The organism is Capnocytophaga sp. oral taxon 336 str. F0502 (assembly GCF_000411575.1).
Classification (GTDB): domain Bacteria; phylum Bacteroidota; class Bacteroidia; order Flavobacteriales; family Flavobacteriaceae; genus Capnocytophaga; species Capnocytophaga ochracea.
Map to the genome: position 1 here is coordinate 141,996 of NZ_KE150491.1, position 15,230 is coordinate 157,225.

Sequence of the window (15,230 nt, forward strand, 5' to 3'; positions counted from 1 at the left end):
TTTATTAAATTACTTTAGCTTCGTTGTGTAATAAATCGATAAGAGTATCTAAATCATCAGCCGATACCATTTTTACAGGTTTTTTGGCAGGAAGTTTCTCAAAACCTATGGTTGTTACTCTCGTATCTGTATTTTCAGCAGGCAACACGGTAATTACTTTAGTGCGAGCTGCCATTAGGTTGCGCATATTTGGTATACGAAGGTCTTTCTCTTGGGTGAGTCCTTTTTGTCCTGCAATTACTAACGGAAGAGTTGCGGAGAGTTTTTCCTTACCGCCGTCTATTTCTCGTTCAGCTGTTACTTCTGTCCCATTGATATCTAAACCTATGCATTTGTTGATAAAGGGTAGATTTAGTAATCCTGCCAAAAATCCTCCCACCATTCCGCCGTTATAATCAATAGACTCCTTTCCTGTAATGATAAGGTCGTAATTTCCCTCTTTAGCTACCTTAGCCAACTGAGTAGCTACAAAAAAAGCATCAGTAGGAGTGGCATCAATACGGATAATATCGTCAGCACCAATGGCGGAAGCCTTGCGCAATACGGGTTCTGTTTCTTGGGTGCCTACATTCACAAGGGTGATAGTAGCGCCTAACTTTTCTTTAAGTAAGATTGCCTTAGTGAGGCAGAATTCATCGTTAGGATTGATGATAAACTGCACTCCTGTAGGGTCAAACTTCTTATTTTCATCAGTAAATTTTATTTTCGAAGTAGTGTCGGGGACGCTACTGATACATACTAATATCTTCATAATCTTATAGATAATATAATTAAAATGATATATTAATAACCAAAAGGTGGTTATTTTTGAAGCGGTAAAAGTACTTCCTTTTGTATAACTGTGCAAACTATTATGCGAAAAAAATGTACCTTTGCCGTCTAACTATTTGAAATACTAAATAGAAATAATGAATCCTCCAGTAACCGATATGCAACTTTTAGGGCAGTTATTGCGTTGCCCCAGCGGAATATATGCAAAAGAAGTAGGTGAATATGCTTTCTTTTCCAATCGCACTATGATTTTCAATACTATTGATTGTTTATCACTTTTGCCCAATAGCAATGTTTTAGAAATTGGCTTCGGCAATGCCAGCCATTTACCTTATTTATTTGAAAAAGAGCCAACCATTCACTATACAGGAGTAGAAACTTCTGCGGAAATGATAACTGAGGCTGCTGTAAGCAATCCCGAATTGGTAGCGCAACAATCTGTTTCTTTTCTGCAAGTACAACCCGATGAGAGACTTGAGTTTAATATACTTTTTGATGTTTGCTTTTCAGTCAATACACTTTACTTTCTCAAAAGCCCTACTCGCTATTATCGCAATATTTATCAGTTGCTCAAGCCTATGGGAAAGGTAGTGATTACTTTTATTGACAAGTCAGTAGGTGAGAAAGCTCCTTTTGCACAAGTGGGATTTAAGTTTTATACCGTTCTTGAAATGCGAAAAATACTATCACGCATAGGGTTTAAGAATATCAAAGAGTATACTTTTGAAGAAACACTTGTTTCTAAGAGTGGCAAGAAAATACGTCGTCCTTATTGCATAATGATGGGAGAAAAATAAAAACCTCTCTGCTTTTTATTCTTCATTCCATATTTCCCACGCTTTTTCAGCTTGAAGTTCTAACATTAGTTGCCCATTACAAATAATAGCTCCCTGCTTTTCTCCTCTGTGTAGAAATATAGTTTGTGAAGGATTATAAATAAGGTCATAAAGTAAGTGCTCAGGAGTGAGATACTGATAAGGAATAGGAGGACAGTCGTTAATATTAGGAAATGTACCTAAAGGAGTACAGTTAATAATAAGGTGATAATTTTCTATAATCTCTTTGGTAAGTTCTGCGTAAGTAAACTGATTTATCTGTGGTGTGCGGGATACAAAACGATAATCAATATTTAGTTGCTTGAGTGCATAAGCAACAGCACTCGATGCACCTCCCGTGCCTAAGATAAGAGCGTGAGTATGCTCTGGTTGCAATAAGAGAGATAATGATTTGCTAAAGCCATAGTAGTCGGTATTATAACCGACGAGTCCATCAGGGGTAACTTTTATAGTATTCACAGCTCCAATGGCTTGTGCAGTAGCATCAACGGTAGTAAGTAGCTTTATTACTTCTCGCTTATACGGAATGGTAACATTCATTCCTCGTAAATTGGGAGTGCTTTTTAAGAGAGCGGGTAATTCATTGAGATCTTGTATATCAAAATTGATATATTCACAATCATTAATACCTTCTCGTTTAAATTTCTCAGTGAAATATTTTTGAGAAAAAGAATAGCCAATATTACGACCCACAAGAGCAAAAGTTGTCATAAGAAAACGCTTTTTTTAATAGATAAACTATACATATTATCTATACTGAATGTTATCTCTTACCTAACTTAAATTTTCCTATCAATCACGTAATTTACCATTAGGGTTAAGGCTTCTTTATAAGGTGAGACTGGGAATTCATCCAATATATTTAGGGCTTTTTGTTGGAACTCTTTCATTTTAGTCGTAGCGTATTCTAGCCCTTTATGATTCTTTACAAATTCAATTACTTCCTTTACGCGTTTTTTGTCTTTGTTGTATTTTTTTACCGAATTGATAAGCCATTGTTTTTCTTCTTCGGAACAAATATTAAGTACATAAATAAGTGGTAGGGTCATTTTTTGTTCTTTAATATCTATACCCGTAGGTTTGCCAATTGCGTCTTCAGTATAATCAAAGAGGTCGTCTTTTATTTGGAAAGCCATTCCTATGTATTCGCCAAAGAGTCGCATTTTATCTATCACTTCGGTTTGTTCTGGCTGTACCGAACAAGCTCCCATCGCACAACAAGCGGCTATAAGCGTCGCGGTTTTCTGACGGATAATCTCGTAGTACACCTCTTCTACAATATCTAACCGGCGAGCTTTTTCTATCTGCAAGAGTTCACCTTCACTCATTTCACGTACGGCTACCGAGATAATGCGCAATAAGTCGAAATCACCATTGTCTATAGAGAGTAGTAAGCCTTTAGAAAGTAGGTAATCACCTACCAATACAGCTATTTTGTTTTTCCATAAGGCATTGATTGAGAAGAACCCTCGGCGCTTGTTGCTGTCGTCCACTACATCATCGTGTACAAGGGTAGCAGTGTGTATGAGCTCTATTACCGATGCTCCCCGATAGGTGCGTTCGCTCACCTTACCTCCCGATACCATCTTGGCTACTAAGAACACAAACATCGGTCGCATTTGCTTGCCTTTGCGGTTTACAATATAGTAGGTAATACGATTCAGCAAGGCAACCTTAGACGACATCGAGCTACGGAACTTCTGTTCAAAAAGTTCCATTTCTTCACGGATAGGTTCTTTTATTTGAGCTGTTATCTTCATTGCTCGAAGTTATCAATTTCTACTTTTAGATTATTGATGATAAACTCTTGACGGTCAGGAGTGTTTTTGCCCATATAGAATTCCAAGAGCTGTTCAGTATGGATAGTTTTGTCCATCATTACAGGGTCTAAGCGTATATCTTCTCCTATAAAATCTTTAAACTCATCGGGAGAAATTTCTCCCAATCCTTTAAAACGAGTAATCTCAGGTTTGCCCTTTAACTTGTCTATGGCTGCTTCCTTTTCTTCTTCGCTGTAACAATATATTTTTTGTGTTTTGTTGCGCACACGGAATAGAGGTGTTTGCAGTATATATAAGTGCCCTTCTTTGATGATTTCGGGGAAGAACTGTAAAAAGAAAGTGATAAGCAAAAGACGAATGTGCATACCGTCTACATCAGCATCGGTGGCTACCACGATGTTATTGTAGCGAAGGTCGTCCATAGAGTCTTCAATATTTAGGGCGGCTTGTAATAGGTTGAACTCTTCATTTTCATATACTATTTTCTTACTCATTCCGTAGGTATTCAAAGGTTTACCACGTAGTGAGAAAACGGCTTGTGTGGTTACATCACGCGATTTGGTAATAGATCCCGAAGCTGAATCTCCCTCAGTAATGAACAAGGTACTTTGTAGGGCACGATCGTCTTTGGTATCGGTGAGGTGCACGCGACAGTCGCGTAGTTTACGGTTGTGTAAGCTTGCTTTTTTAGCTCTTTCTTTGGCTAATTTACGAATACCTGCCAAGTCTTCACGTTCGCGTTGTGCCTGCATAATCTTCCGTTGTAGCGCATCGGATATCTCAGGGTTTTTATGTAGGAAATCATCTAAGTGGCGACTGATGAAATCATTGATATAGGTGCGTACGGAAGGCATTCCTTCTCCCATTTCGGTAGAGCCGAGCTTGGTTTTCGTCTGGCTCTCAAACACAGGTTCCATCACTTTGATTGAGAGACCCGCGATGATAGACTTACGGACATCGGAGGCATCATAGTTCTTTTTATAGAAGTCGCGAATGGTCTTTACATAAGCCTCTTTGAAAGCGTTGAGGTGCGTACCCCCTTGTGTAGTGTTCTGACCGTTTACAAAAGAGTAATACTCTTCGCTGTACTGAGTTTTGCTGTGAGATATGGCAATCTCAATATCTTCACCTCTAAGGTGAATGATAGGGTAAAGAAAATCCTCTTCATTGTTGTTTTCGGTGAGGAGGTCTTTGAGTCCGTTTTCAGAATAGTACTTTTCACCATTGTAGTTGATAGTAAGTCCTGGGTTGAGGTATACGTAGTTTTTGAGCATACGTACCACATACTCATTACGGAACTTGAAGTTCTTAAAGATAGTGTCGTCTGGAATAAAAGTTACGCTGGTACCGCGCCTTTTCTGGCTTTCCTCAATGGCGCTTTCTTCTTTTAGCAGACCTCTCTCAAAAATAGCCGATTTGCATTGACCATCGCGCACCGATTCCACTTTGAAGTAGGTAGAAAGAGCATTCACAGCTTTTGTACCCACCCCATTGAGTCCGATAGATTTCTTAAAAGCTCGAGAGTCGTACTTACCTCCCGTATTCATTTTCGATACTACATCTACTACCTTTCCTAAGGGGATACCGCGCCCATAGTCGCGTACTTCTACTTGGTTATCGGTGATTTTTACGTCGATGGTCTTACCAGCTCCCATCACGAACTCGTCTATACAGTTATCGATGACCTCTTTGAGAAGAATGTAAATACCGTCGTCGGCTGAAGAGCCATCGCCCAGCTTCCCGATATACATACCAGGGCGCGTGCGAATGTGTTCTTGCCAGTCCAAAGAGCGGATACTATCCTCGTCATATCTAATTTCTTCCATAAAGTTTACTTTCGTTTTTAGATGTGTAAAAGTATTAAAAATTATTCATATCCAAAAAATAAATATCTGTCTCCTTTGCTTACAATTGTTTTGAAAAACAATTATAACATAAAGGTGTCGCTACCGTTACTTTCTTCTCCTCTCCACAGCAATGGCAGTACTTCTCTTCGTAGAAACGGTTGCCGAACTTCACCCACGCTTCATAACAGCTGTCGCACAAAGGCTTCGAAGGGTCAAAAGGAATAGCGGTATTACAACGGATACAGTGCCCTTTTTTCTCTTCTTGTACGGCATTTTCCTGAGGTGTTTCGGTTTCTATAGCTCTTTCAGGGGAAGGCTCGCGTTCTGCAAGTGGTCTGTTCTCAGCATTTACGTAGTTTTCGGGCACAAAAGAGGAGTAGCGGATAGGCTTCACCTCTCTGTTGGACAATACATCGTCTACCAAATCCAAATGCACGGTAGAGCCTACATAGTCTTTCGCCAGACCTAAAAACTTCTTGTTGTAGTTAGGACGTTTGGCAAAGATAGTGTAACCGCTGTCGAGTACACTCATAATGGTGTTTTTGGAAGTCTCGAAGAAGTTGTTTTTGTTTACAAGGTCGGTGAGGGCTTTTTCGGCGAGTACGCCAAACTCTACCTTGTTTTCCAGCGAGTAATCCAAAAGGTTCATAGAGGTAATTACCGATTGCTTTTCGTTGGCATAATATTGTCCGTGTAACTGTGGAATATACACCATTGTGATATTCGGGAACCCCAAGAAGTACTCAATATCTTCACGCTTACAATTTTCTTCTCCATTAGAGGTACTTTTGCCAAACCCAATGAGTATATGCAGTTTGGTGTTGTTTAAAAGCTGTTTAAAAACATTGTCTTTGAGGTAATCTCCCAGCTGAATATAAGGCGAAATGATAATAAGCTCCTTTTCCGCCTTAAAAAGGGTATCGTAAATAGTGTCGGATAGTGTTTTTCCTGTTAAAAAGTCCATAAGTATATTGTTATTTTTTCTGCAAAATTACGAATAAAAAGCAAAACTACAAAAAATAATGTAATTAGCTCATACAAAGAGGATTAATTTTTTGACAGGAAGATAAGAGAAGACAGAGTCTTAGATGTTTTAGATAGGTTTTTTCAAAATTAGGTTTCTAAATCGTTACCTACCATACTGAAAAATATTTTTTATTAATAGGTTATATTTCAGTGTTTTACACCTTTTTTCATATTGTACAGTAACTTGATAAAAAGTACTTTCGCAAATTAAAAAATTAGAGTATGAAAAAAGTAAAACGCTCAACCTTTAAGGTATTGTTTTACCTTAAAAAGAATGCCCCAAAGAAGAACGGTAAGGTTGCTATTATGGGGCGTATTACCATTGACAATCAGGTAGCTCAGTTTAGTACCAAACTTGAAATCCTTCCACAGAAATGGGATTTGAAGTACGGAAGGGTAACAGGTAAAACAGAAGAAGCTACCCAACTTAATCGCAAGCTGGAAGAGATTCGCTCACGTATCATTACTCATTATGAGGAGTTGATGAAGTACGAGGGAGTGGTTACTGCTCAGAAGCTAAAAGCTACTTTTCTAGGCATAGGAGTAATGGAAGATTCCTTGCTAAAAGTCTATGAGAAGTTCAAAGAAGACTTTGCCCTGATGGTAGAAAAAGGTGTTAGAAGTTACAGTACGCTTAACAAATACGAAAATGTATACACTCATTTGAGCGAGTTTATCCAGTACAAATACCACAGAAGTGATATTTCTTTCAAAGAGCTTACAGAAGACTTTATCAACGATTTTGACTTCTATCTTAGAGTTAATAAAAGTCTTACTCACAACACAATATGGGTTTATATGATGCCCCTTTGTAAAATGGTAGAAATAGCCATAGACAAGGGTATCATCTATCGTAATCCTTTTAAGAATTATATAAGTTCTATGGAGGAGAAAGACAGAGGCTATTTGCTTAGAGAGGAAGTAGAAGCTCTTCTGCAATATCACCCTAAGAGTGCTTCTGTTGAATTAGTACGAGACCTATTTGTTTTTAGTTGCTTTACAGGCTTCTCTTACATTGACATCAAGCAGCTCAAGAAAAGTCACTTACAATCGTTCTTTGACGGCAACAAATGGCTTATCAAACGCCGTCAGAAATCCGATGTGCCCTGTAATGTACGTCTGTTAGATATAGCCGAGAAAATTATTGAAAAATATGAGGGTACGACTCGTACAGAGGCACTATTTCCTACACCCTCCAATGCTAATTGCAACCTCCTGATTAAAAAGATGATGAAAGATTGCAACATCATTCGTGAAAAACCCATTTCATTTCACTGGGCACGCCATACCTTTGGTACTCTGTTCTTAACAGAAGGGGTTCCCTTGGAAAGTGTTAGCAAGATGATGGGACATAAGAATATCAAAACCACCCAGATTTATGCTAAAATCACCAATGAAAAAATCAGCAAGGATATGGAAATTGCTGCCGAACGATTAAAAAACTTAAAGATAGGATAGCTTCTCAGTGTCTTTTAAAAATTAGAAATCCATTGATAACATTTCAAAAAGAGATGTGTCAATGGATTTTTTTGTTGCCTTACAGAAAGCTATCTGACAAAGATAAGAGTGTTATTAAGGCTTACCTATTTTCCCTGTTTTAAACACTTAAGGCACGTAATGGCGGTTCGTTGTTCGAGTGCAAAGGTATTTCTGTGTTCTTAACGCTTCTTGCAAGGTCAAGCCCGATGGGTTTTCAAAAAAATCTCCAGCCCTTGTCCGTTGTCCTGCGGGTAGTATTTTTTTGAAAAACCTTGCAGAAGCTAAACACAGACCTTTTATGGCACTCGAAACGAAACCAGCTCATTCCGACCTTTAAGCGAATAAAAAAAATGTCAAATATGAGAAAAATGCCGCTTCTTACAGATTGTTTTTTGAAACGAATACCGCTTTTCCTCCCATTGTCGAATAAAAATTTCAAACTATGTAGCTACCTAATTACGTTTTTACCTTCGTACATACTTGCTTGCTTTGATGCGTGAATGCAAAGTAATGTACAAATATACATATAGCTTTACATAGAATTGTAAATAACTCTGTAAGTAAGTGATTAAATATATTGCTAATATGCCCTAAATCACTTTATGAGCTTGTAGTATTTATCTTCTTTTCTTATGGTTAATTAAAATTTGACCTTTAGGGAGAATTTTCTGTTCACCGGAACAGAGCAAGTTGTGTTTTGAGGCACGCATTAGGCGTGTAGGCACCTCAAAACCACTTGCCCTTGCAGGGATTAAAACACACTCCGAAGTCGTGGTTTTTTACTTTTATATTTTTATTGTATTTCTAATGTAATAAAATTTTAATAATATATCCGATACATTACCAATTCTAATCACTATCTTTTCCAGCATTTACTAAGGTTGCGTTGATAAAGAATGCTCCTTTGGTGGCAATAGTCTGTTCGGGGGCTATAGGTTTTACAGGGGCAATGGCAGTATACCCACTTTCGGAAGCTCCTTTTACTACCTCCACTTTCTCAAAAGAGGTTTCTTTATCCGAAGTTTGGGTTACCAGAAAAATGTAGGATTTACCAGCATCCTCTACGATAGCCTCGTTAGGTACAGCAGGGGTCGTTTGTTTGTCAAGACTGATAACCCCTGTTACATTCATTCCATTGATGAGCCCTTGTTTGTCACCCTCTACGTGGCAATGTACAATGATGCTTTTGCTTTCGTTTTCAAACGAAGCCGCAATGTTATACACTTGGGCATCATATTCGCGAGAGGTGTTATTGGTAGGGTTGAAGTGCACTTGTTGTCCTACCTTAATGTAAGGCAAGTCACGCTCATACACTTGCAAGTGCAGGTGTAGCGAACTGTTGTCGATGATTTCCACAATAGGGGTGGAGGCATCTATATAAGCCCCTTTGTTAGTATATACCGCACTGATATTCCCACTAATAGGAGCCACTATCGCCAAAGTAGATTGCATTCCCTTATCGGTGAGTGTTTGAGGGTTTAAGCCCATTAGGCGTATTTGTTCTTCAAGCGAAGCTTTTTCGGTACGGAGAGTGCGTAGCTGAGTAGTAGCGGCTTGTAGGTTCTTACCAGTACCAGCATTCCCTTCATAGAGGGTTTGCTGACGGTCAAGTTCTTGTTTAGCAAGTTCTATCTGACCATTAACGGTGAGCAAGCGCTGTTGTTGTTGCAAGAATTCTGGGTTAGAAACAGTAGCGATTACTTGCCCTTTTTGCACATAACTGCCTATCTCTACCTTTACGCTCTTGATAATCCCCGCATATACAGTCGATACCTTCGCCTGATGGTCGGCAGGCACGCTCAGTATTCCATTGGCTTTGAGGGTAGCGGCAAGAGCTTTTTCTTCTATATGTCCCAAACGAATATCTACAGTTTGGATTTGAGCTTGGGTAAGGGTGGTGAGGTTGCCTCCTTCTTCGTGGTGTTCTTCGCGCTCTTCGAGCTTTTGATTATTGGTAGTTGTAGGAGTGCCATTGCAGGCTGATAGACTAATTCCTATAAGGATAAAAGCGATTTTTATACCATATTTTTTCATTTGTTTTACTGGTTTAAAAGGGATTGTATTTCTATTACTTTTTGATTAAGCGCCTCGATACTCTCAAGGTATGCCAAGCGGGTATCTACGGCTGTCTGTAGGGTGTAAAGGTACTCCACATAGCTTATTTCACCTGCGCTATACCCTAACTGATTGGCTCGGATAATGCGCTCGGCTTCAGGTAGCGCTTCTTGTTTGTAAAACTGATATTTTTGCAAATTCAGTTGGTATTCCTCTTGCAGATTTATCCATTGAGTTTTAAGCTGTTTTTCTGTTTGTTGAGCTGCTTCTATAGCTGCTTCTTTCTGATATTTATAAGCTTTCACCTTGGCACGGATAGCGGTAAAAATAGGAACTGAAAGCCCTATGGTGGCAAAGTGAAAACGTTTACTTCTATCAGTATAGGTCTCTACCCCTCCAATGGTTTGCATTCCTATAAGAGACTGATTGGTATAGCCCAATGTAAGGTCGGGCAGGGCTTGGGCACGCTCTAGACGTTTGTTGTGCTCAGCTATGTTTGCTTCTTGATAGCTGAGTTGTACCAAAGGGTGCTGAGAGAGTTGTACATCCGAAGGCTCACTGAGTAACAAAGGCTCATACACGGGCGGCTTGGTAATGGTAAATGCTTCTTCTGTTTGCATTAACGTACGCAAGTTGCGATAGGTAGCTTGTTGTATAGTTTTGTTCTGTTGAAGTAACAAACTTATTTCTCCTTTCTTCACTTGGGCAGTGTTAATATCTATCTTCTTGGTATCCCCTGCTTTATAGCGTACTTCAGCAATGCGAATAAAATTATTGTAGAGACTATCAAGCTGCAAGAGCTGTTCCTCTTTAAAAGTCAAATATTGCAATTGCTGATATGCGTTGCGCACTTGCCGCTTCAGTTCATTCTGCTGAAGGGCTAATTGCCCTTGTTGTAATTGTGTCTCTGCTTGATAGAGCTTTTTGCGAGCAGCAAATACTGTAGGCAAAGGAATAGATTGTGATACACCTACTGAAAGGTCTTTTTCAGCACTGCTGTACTGCCCGTATTGCCCTGTAAAGTCTGTTTTAGCCAATTCAAAAGAGGTTCGCTCTTTAGCACTTGCTCCTTGTAGCTTGAGTTGTGCTGCCTTAATCACTCCATTGTTCTTAAGGGCTATTTGCTCTATTTCTTGTAGCGAGTAAGACTGCTGAGCGTGTAGCGCTATAGGACTGATAAGCAATAGGGCTATCGTGAGTACTTTAGCTGAAGGACGGCGCCAAGAAAAGGTACTATTGAAAGCGATGTAAAGCAACGGAAGCACGAAGAGGGTGAGGAAGGTAGCCGATACTAACCCCCCAATAACCACTGTAGCTAAGGGGCGTTGTACTTCTGCTCCTGCTCCTTGACTGAGTGCCATAGGTAGGAAACCTAAGCTCGCCACCATAGCCGTCATTAGCACAGGGCGTAAACGCATTTCGGTACCCGTAATCACGCGATGCAAAAGGTTGGTCATTCCTTCTTTTTTCAGCTGGTTGAAAGTGCCAATAAGCACTATACCGTTGAGCACTGCTACCCCAAAGAGCGCGATAAAACCAATACCCGCACTAATACTAAAAGGCATTCCCCGAAGAAGCAAGGCAAATACGCCCCCAATGGCACTCATCGGGATAGCGCTAAAGATGAGCAATGATTGTTTTATAGAGTGGAAAGCAAGGTATAACAAGAAAAATATTAAAAGTAGGGCTACAGGCACGGCTATGAGCAGTCGGTCGGTGGCTTGTTGTAGGTTCTCAAACTGACCGCCATAGGTAAAGTAATAGCCCGTAGGGAGCTTTACGCCCTTTAATTTTTGTTCTATATCACTCACCACACTCTGCACATCGCGCCCTTGCACGTTGAAGCCAATGACGATACGGCGCTTGCCTGCTTCACGGCTTACTTGTGCGGGGCCTAATTCATATTTGATAGTGGCCAATTGGCTCATCGGCACCTGCCCATTTTCGGTAGCTACCATCATATGCTGTACATCGTCAATTCCGGTACGATGGAGGCTATCGAGGCGTACCACAAGGTCGAACCTTCGTTCGTTCTCGAAGACAACCCCAGCCTTCTTACCAGCAAAGGCGGTACTGAGTACCTCATTGACCTCTTGCACCGAAAGTCCGTAGTTGGCCAAGCGTACCCGATCGTAAGTAACATTGATTTGCGGAAGTCCGCTTACTTTTTCGACCTGTGGGGCGGTAGCACCTTCTGTTTTCTGGATAAGTTGGCTTACTCTTTGGGCGTAGTGGGCGAGGGTATCCATGTTTTCTCCAAAGATTTTTATCGTTACATCCTGTCTGACACCTGTCATCAATTCGTTGAAATGCATTTGTATAGGCTGGCTTTTCTCAAAGAAGACCCCAGGAATATCCTTGAGCCGCTCAATGATGGCATCTCCTAATTCCTCATAGGAGCGACCACTTTTCCATTGGTCTTGGCTCTTGAGTACGATCACAATATCGGAGGCTTCCAGCGGCATAGGGTCGGTAGGTATTTCGGCAGAACCTGTTTTGCCTATCACCATTTTCACCTCGTCGAACTCACGAATCAGGCGAGAGGCCTGCATGGAAGTCTCCAAGCTCTGCTTCAGGGAAGTGCCCGGTGGCAGAATACATTCAAAAACAAAATCGCCTTCTTGTAGTTGTGGAATAAACTCACCTCCCATACGGCTGAAAATGCCTACCGCAAGAACGAACAGTACCACGGTACTGCCTATTATCCATCCCCTAAGGCGGATAGAACGGACAAAGAGCGGTTGGTAGTGACGGTAGAGCCAGCTTATCATTCGCTCGGCAAAACTGCGCTTGTCACTTACTGTTTTAGGTAGGAGCAAAGCGCTCATGGCAGGGATATAAGTCAGGGAAAGGATCAGGGCACCCAAAATAGCAAAGACGACGGTTTGTGCCATAGGGCGGAACATCTTGCCCTCTACTCCTACCAAGGTAAGAATGGGAATATACACCATCAGGATGATAATCTCTCCGAAGGCGGCACTACTGCGTATTTTGGAAGCGGAATGGAATACCTCCTCATCCATTTGTGCTTGGGTAAGTCGTTGGTGGTTCTTTCGGATCGCCAAGTGGTGCATCACTGCTTCTACCACGATAACCGATCCATCTACGATAATTCCGAAATCTATCGCTCCCAAGCTCATCAGGTTGGCACTTACTCCAAAGAGGTTCATCATTCCTAAGGCAAAGAGCAAGGAGAGCGGAATGGCCGTGGCAACAATCAGTCCGGCACGCAGGTTCCCTAAGAAAAGTACTAAGATGAAGATGACAATCAGCGCCCCCTCTAAGAGGTTTTTCTCTACTGTATGGATGGCGCGTTGTACCAAGTCCGTGCGGTCTAAGAATGGCTCTATCACTACATCTTCAGGTAGGGATTGCTGTATGGTGGGCAGTTTTTCTTTGATACGACTGACTACCTCGTGGCTGTTTTCGCCCTTGAGCATCATCACTACCCCACCTACGGCATCCACCTCGCCATTATAGCTAAGGGCACCATAGCGGAGGGCACTGCCCAAGCGTACCTCGGCTACATGCTTGATAAAGAGGGGAGGAGTGTGCTTGCCTACGGCTATATTGCCTATGTCTTCAAGGGAGCGAGCCATGCCTATTCCTCGGATAAAGTAGGCATTGGGGCGCTTGTCGATATAGGCACCTCCTGTATTTTGGTTGTTCTGCTCCAAAGCAGTGAAAATATCACTGACACTCACCCCCATGGCACGGAGGCGATCGGGGTCTATAACCACCTCATACTGCTTGAGTTCGCCTCCAAAGCTGTTGATTTCGGCTATTCCTTTGGTACCATAGAGTTGGCGAGCCACGATCCAGTCCTGCATGGTGCGGAGGTCTTTGGCGGAATATTTGTTTTTGCTCTGTTCCGTAGGGCGAATGATATACTGATATACCTCCCCCAGTCCGGTACTCACGGGTGAGAGTTCGGGCGAGCCTATGCCTTGAGGGATTTGCTCCTGTGCCTCCTTGAGCTTTTCATTGACTAGCTGGCGGGCAAAGTAGATGTCCATATCCTCGCTAAAGACGGCTGTGATGACCGAGAGGCCAAAGCGGGAAATACTGCGTGTTTCCTCCAGCCCAGGAATATTGGCGATGGCTTGCTCAATAGGAAAAGTAACCAGTTGCTCTACCTCTTGTGAGGCCAAAGTAGGGGTAGAGGTGATGATTTGTACTTGGTTGTTAGTAATATCTGGAACGGCATCAATGGGGAGCCTTGTAGCACTCCATACGCCCCAAAAAATAAGCATAAGGGTCATGAATCCTACAAATAGCTTATTTTTGATGCTAAATAGTATGATTTTGTCTAACATTTCTAATAAGAATTAATGATTAGTTAATGACTAATGATGGGTGAGATGACTAATGAACAATCACTTGAGATGAAGAAAGAAAAGACTATATCTTGGGAGGAGTCCAGATATTCCCATAGTAGTTCGAAGACCATACGGTCAGGGGATAGCTATAGGAGGGAATGGTTGCGGTGGCTTGAGCAATGGTTAAGGCCTCATAAGTAGTGGGCGTGCTGATTACCATTTGGCAGCAAGTGCAAATGCAGAAAGGTGAACAGCTATCCAAATGAAAATGAGAGTCTTCCCCAGTTGGGGCTGTTACAAATTCATAAGAAGCTGAAGACTCCTCACCTTCAAGCATATCCGTACAAGGCAGCCCAGTGAGTGCCAACAGATATAAGCTAAGTATGAAGGTGAAAAATCTCATATTGGGAGCAAAGATACATTTTTTTTTCAATCTGATAAAATTTTTTGATTTTGTCGCATTCTACTACATAATTAAAAATAACACATCTGACACATTACCAGCTCCACGCAGACGTGCGTTGCTGCACGTCTGCGGGTGCAAAGGTAAATTTTTTTGGTTATATTGTCAAGATGTTGTACCTTTGCACCTAGAAGTTACTGAGAAAATAGGTATAATCAAATGAAATAAGAGCTATTACTAAATCATTACCTAATCTTCTTGTAATTCCTGTATCTTCTTTATTTAAAATAGATTATAAAAGTAGTTTCAATTTTGGCGCAAAATTATAACTATTCTCCTAAAAAAGCAATACTTCCTTCAGTGTTTTTTATAATATGCGCTAACAGTTGCAAAAATACTTTTCTATCAAAATTATTGTTTAGAATAGTGCTACCTACAGTGTTGTACCACCATTGTTCCTCAATAGCTATTTGCGTTGCTTTGAGTTGTGTTACAATAGTTTCGGCAGAGAGTCCTACAAGTGCCTTGTGGATATCCTCAGGCATAAACGAAAACGCCTGAATACCACAACACTCCCTAACACATTCTACCTCTAACTTATCAAAAAATGTATTTAGCGGTGCAATATAAGGGTCGAGATCTAACAGTTTCCCATTGTAATCTACTGGGAGTTCTTTGATAAAGAGGTTATTGCCGATGAGGATGGACATAAG

The 15,230-nt window shown here is 41.0% G+C and carries 11 protein-coding genes; 2 read left to right on the forward strand and 9 right to left on the reverse strand.

Features of this window, described 5'->3' with window-relative positions:
* Window positions 1-4: 4 nt before the first annotated feature.
* Window positions 5-751 (reverse strand): electron transfer flavoprotein subunit beta/FixA family protein, encoded by a 747-nt coding sequence (locus HMPREF1528_RS08610; RefSeq protein WP_016479445.1) that lies wholly within the window; start codon window positions 749-751, stop codon window positions 5-7.
* Between the two features lie 157 nt (window positions 752-908).
* On the opposite strand from HMPREF1528_RS08610, the gene HMPREF1528_RS08615 reads away from it, so the two are divergent.
* Complete coding sequence (locus HMPREF1528_RS08615) at window positions 909-1,568, forward strand: class I SAM-dependent methyltransferase (protein WP_016479446.1); 660 nt, start codon at window positions 909-911, stop codon at window positions 1,566-1,568.
* Window positions 1,569-1,583: 15 nt separating this feature from the next.
* On the opposite strand, the gene HMPREF1528_RS08620 is transcribed toward HMPREF1528_RS08615, so the two are convergent.
* The 4 genes from HMPREF1528_RS08620 to HMPREF1528_RS08635 form a co-directional block, all read right to left on the reverse strand.
* Window positions 1,584-2,318, reverse strand: a complete 735-nt coding sequence (locus HMPREF1528_RS08620; protein WP_016479447.1) for a shikimate dehydrogenase family protein — start codon at window positions 2,316-2,318, stop codon at window positions 1,584-1,586.
* 68 nt (window positions 2,319-2,386) lie between these two features.
* A complete protein-coding gene (locus tag HMPREF1528_RS08625; protein ID WP_016479448.1) occupies window positions 2,387-3,367 on the reverse strand; it encodes a polyprenyl synthetase family protein in 981 nt (326 codons plus the stop codon).
* Window positions 3,364-5,214 (reverse strand): DNA topoisomerase IV subunit B, encoded by a 1,851-nt coding sequence (locus tag HMPREF1528_RS08630; protein ID WP_016479449.1) that lies wholly within the window; start codon window positions 5,212-5,214, stop codon window positions 3,364-3,366. The genes HMPREF1528_RS08625 and HMPREF1528_RS08630 overlap by 4 nt, the downstream gene beginning before the upstream one ends.
* A 79-nt stretch (window positions 5,215-5,293) precedes the next feature.
* The gene (locus tag HMPREF1528_RS08635) at window positions 5,294-6,199 is read right to left on the reverse strand and encodes a hypothetical protein (RefSeq protein ID WP_016479450.1); all 906 of its coding nucleotides are present in this window, start codon (window positions 6,197-6,199) and stop codon (window positions 5,294-5,296) included.
* Window positions 6,200-6,483: 284 nt separating this feature from the next.
* Between HMPREF1528_RS08635 and HMPREF1528_RS08640 the strand changes: the two genes are divergently transcribed.
* Entirely contained in the window at window positions 6,484-7,719 is a 1,236-nt protein-coding gene (locus HMPREF1528_RS08640; RefSeq protein ID WP_016479451.1) for a site-specific integrase, read from the forward strand.
* Window positions 7,720-8,589: 870 nt separating this feature from the next.
* Here the strand turns inward: HMPREF1528_RS08640 and HMPREF1528_RS08645 are convergent.
* From HMPREF1528_RS08645 to HMPREF1528_RS08655, 4 genes are all read right to left on the reverse strand, one after another.
* A complete protein-coding gene (locus tag HMPREF1528_RS08645) occupies window positions 8,590-9,774 on the reverse strand; it encodes an efflux RND transporter periplasmic adaptor subunit (RefSeq protein ID WP_009411030.1) in 1,185 nt (394 codons plus the stop codon).
* A 5-nt stretch (window positions 9,775-9,779) separates the two neighbouring features.
* On the reverse strand, window positions 9,780-14,111 hold the full coding sequence (locus HMPREF1528_RS08650) for a CusA/CzcA family heavy metal efflux RND transporter (protein WP_016479452.1): 4,332 nt from the start codon (window positions 14,109-14,111) through the stop codon (window positions 9,780-9,782).
* 85 nt (window positions 14,112-14,196) lie between these two features.
* Window positions 14,197-14,517, reverse strand: a complete 321-nt coding sequence (locus tag HMPREF1528_RS13160) for a DUF6660 family protein (protein WP_084667263.1) — start codon at window positions 14,515-14,517, stop codon at window positions 14,197-14,199.
* Window positions 14,518-14,846: 329 nt separating this feature from the next.
* Complete coding sequence (locus HMPREF1528_RS08655) at window positions 14,847-15,227, reverse strand: DUF6331 family protein (protein ID WP_016479453.1); 381 nt, start codon at window positions 15,225-15,227, stop codon at window positions 14,847-14,849.
* Window positions 15,228-15,230 lie beyond the last annotated feature (3 nt).

Bases quoted from the DNA above. Each gene is read 5' to 3' on its own strand.
- HMPREF1528_RS08610 (WP_016479445.1), bottom strand. From the start codon at position 751: ATGAAGATATTAGTATGTATCAGTAGCGTCCCCGACACTACTTCGAAA.
- HMPREF1528_RS08615 (WP_016479446.1), top strand. From the start codon at position 909: ATGAATCCTCCAGTAACCGATATGCAACTTTTAGGGCAGTTATTGCGT.
- HMPREF1528_RS08620 (WP_016479447.1), bottom strand. From the start codon at position 2,318: ATGACAACTTTTGCTCTTGTGGGTCGTAATATTGGCTATTCTTTTTCT.
- HMPREF1528_RS08625 (WP_016479448.1), bottom strand. From the start codon at position 3,367: ATGAAGATAACAGCTCAAATAAAAGAACCTATCCGTGAAGAAATGGAA.
- HMPREF1528_RS08630 (WP_016479449.1), bottom strand. From the start codon at position 5,214: ATGGAAGAAATTAGATATGACGAGGATAGTATCCGCTCTTTGGACTGG.
- HMPREF1528_RS08635 (WP_016479450.1), bottom strand. From the start codon at position 6,199: ATGGACTTTTTAACAGGAAAAACACTATCCGACACTATTTACGATACC.
- HMPREF1528_RS08640 (WP_016479451.1), top strand. From the start codon at position 6,484: ATGAAAAAAGTAAAACGCTCAACCTTTAAGGTATTGTTTTACCTTAAA.
- HMPREF1528_RS08645 (WP_009411030.1), bottom strand. From the start codon at position 9,774: ATGAAAAAATATGGTATAAAAATCGCTTTTATCCTTATAGGAATTAGT.
- HMPREF1528_RS08650 (WP_016479452.1), bottom strand. From the start codon at position 14,111: ATGTTAGACAAAATCATACTATTTAGCATCAAAAATAAGCTATTTGTA.
- HMPREF1528_RS13160 (WP_084667263.1), bottom strand. From the start codon at position 14,517: ATGAGATTTTTCACCTTCATACTTAGCTTATATCTGTTGGCACTCACT.
- HMPREF1528_RS08655 (WP_016479453.1), bottom strand. From the start codon at position 15,227: ATGTCCATCCTCATCGGCAATAACCTCTTTATCAAAGAACTCCCAGTA.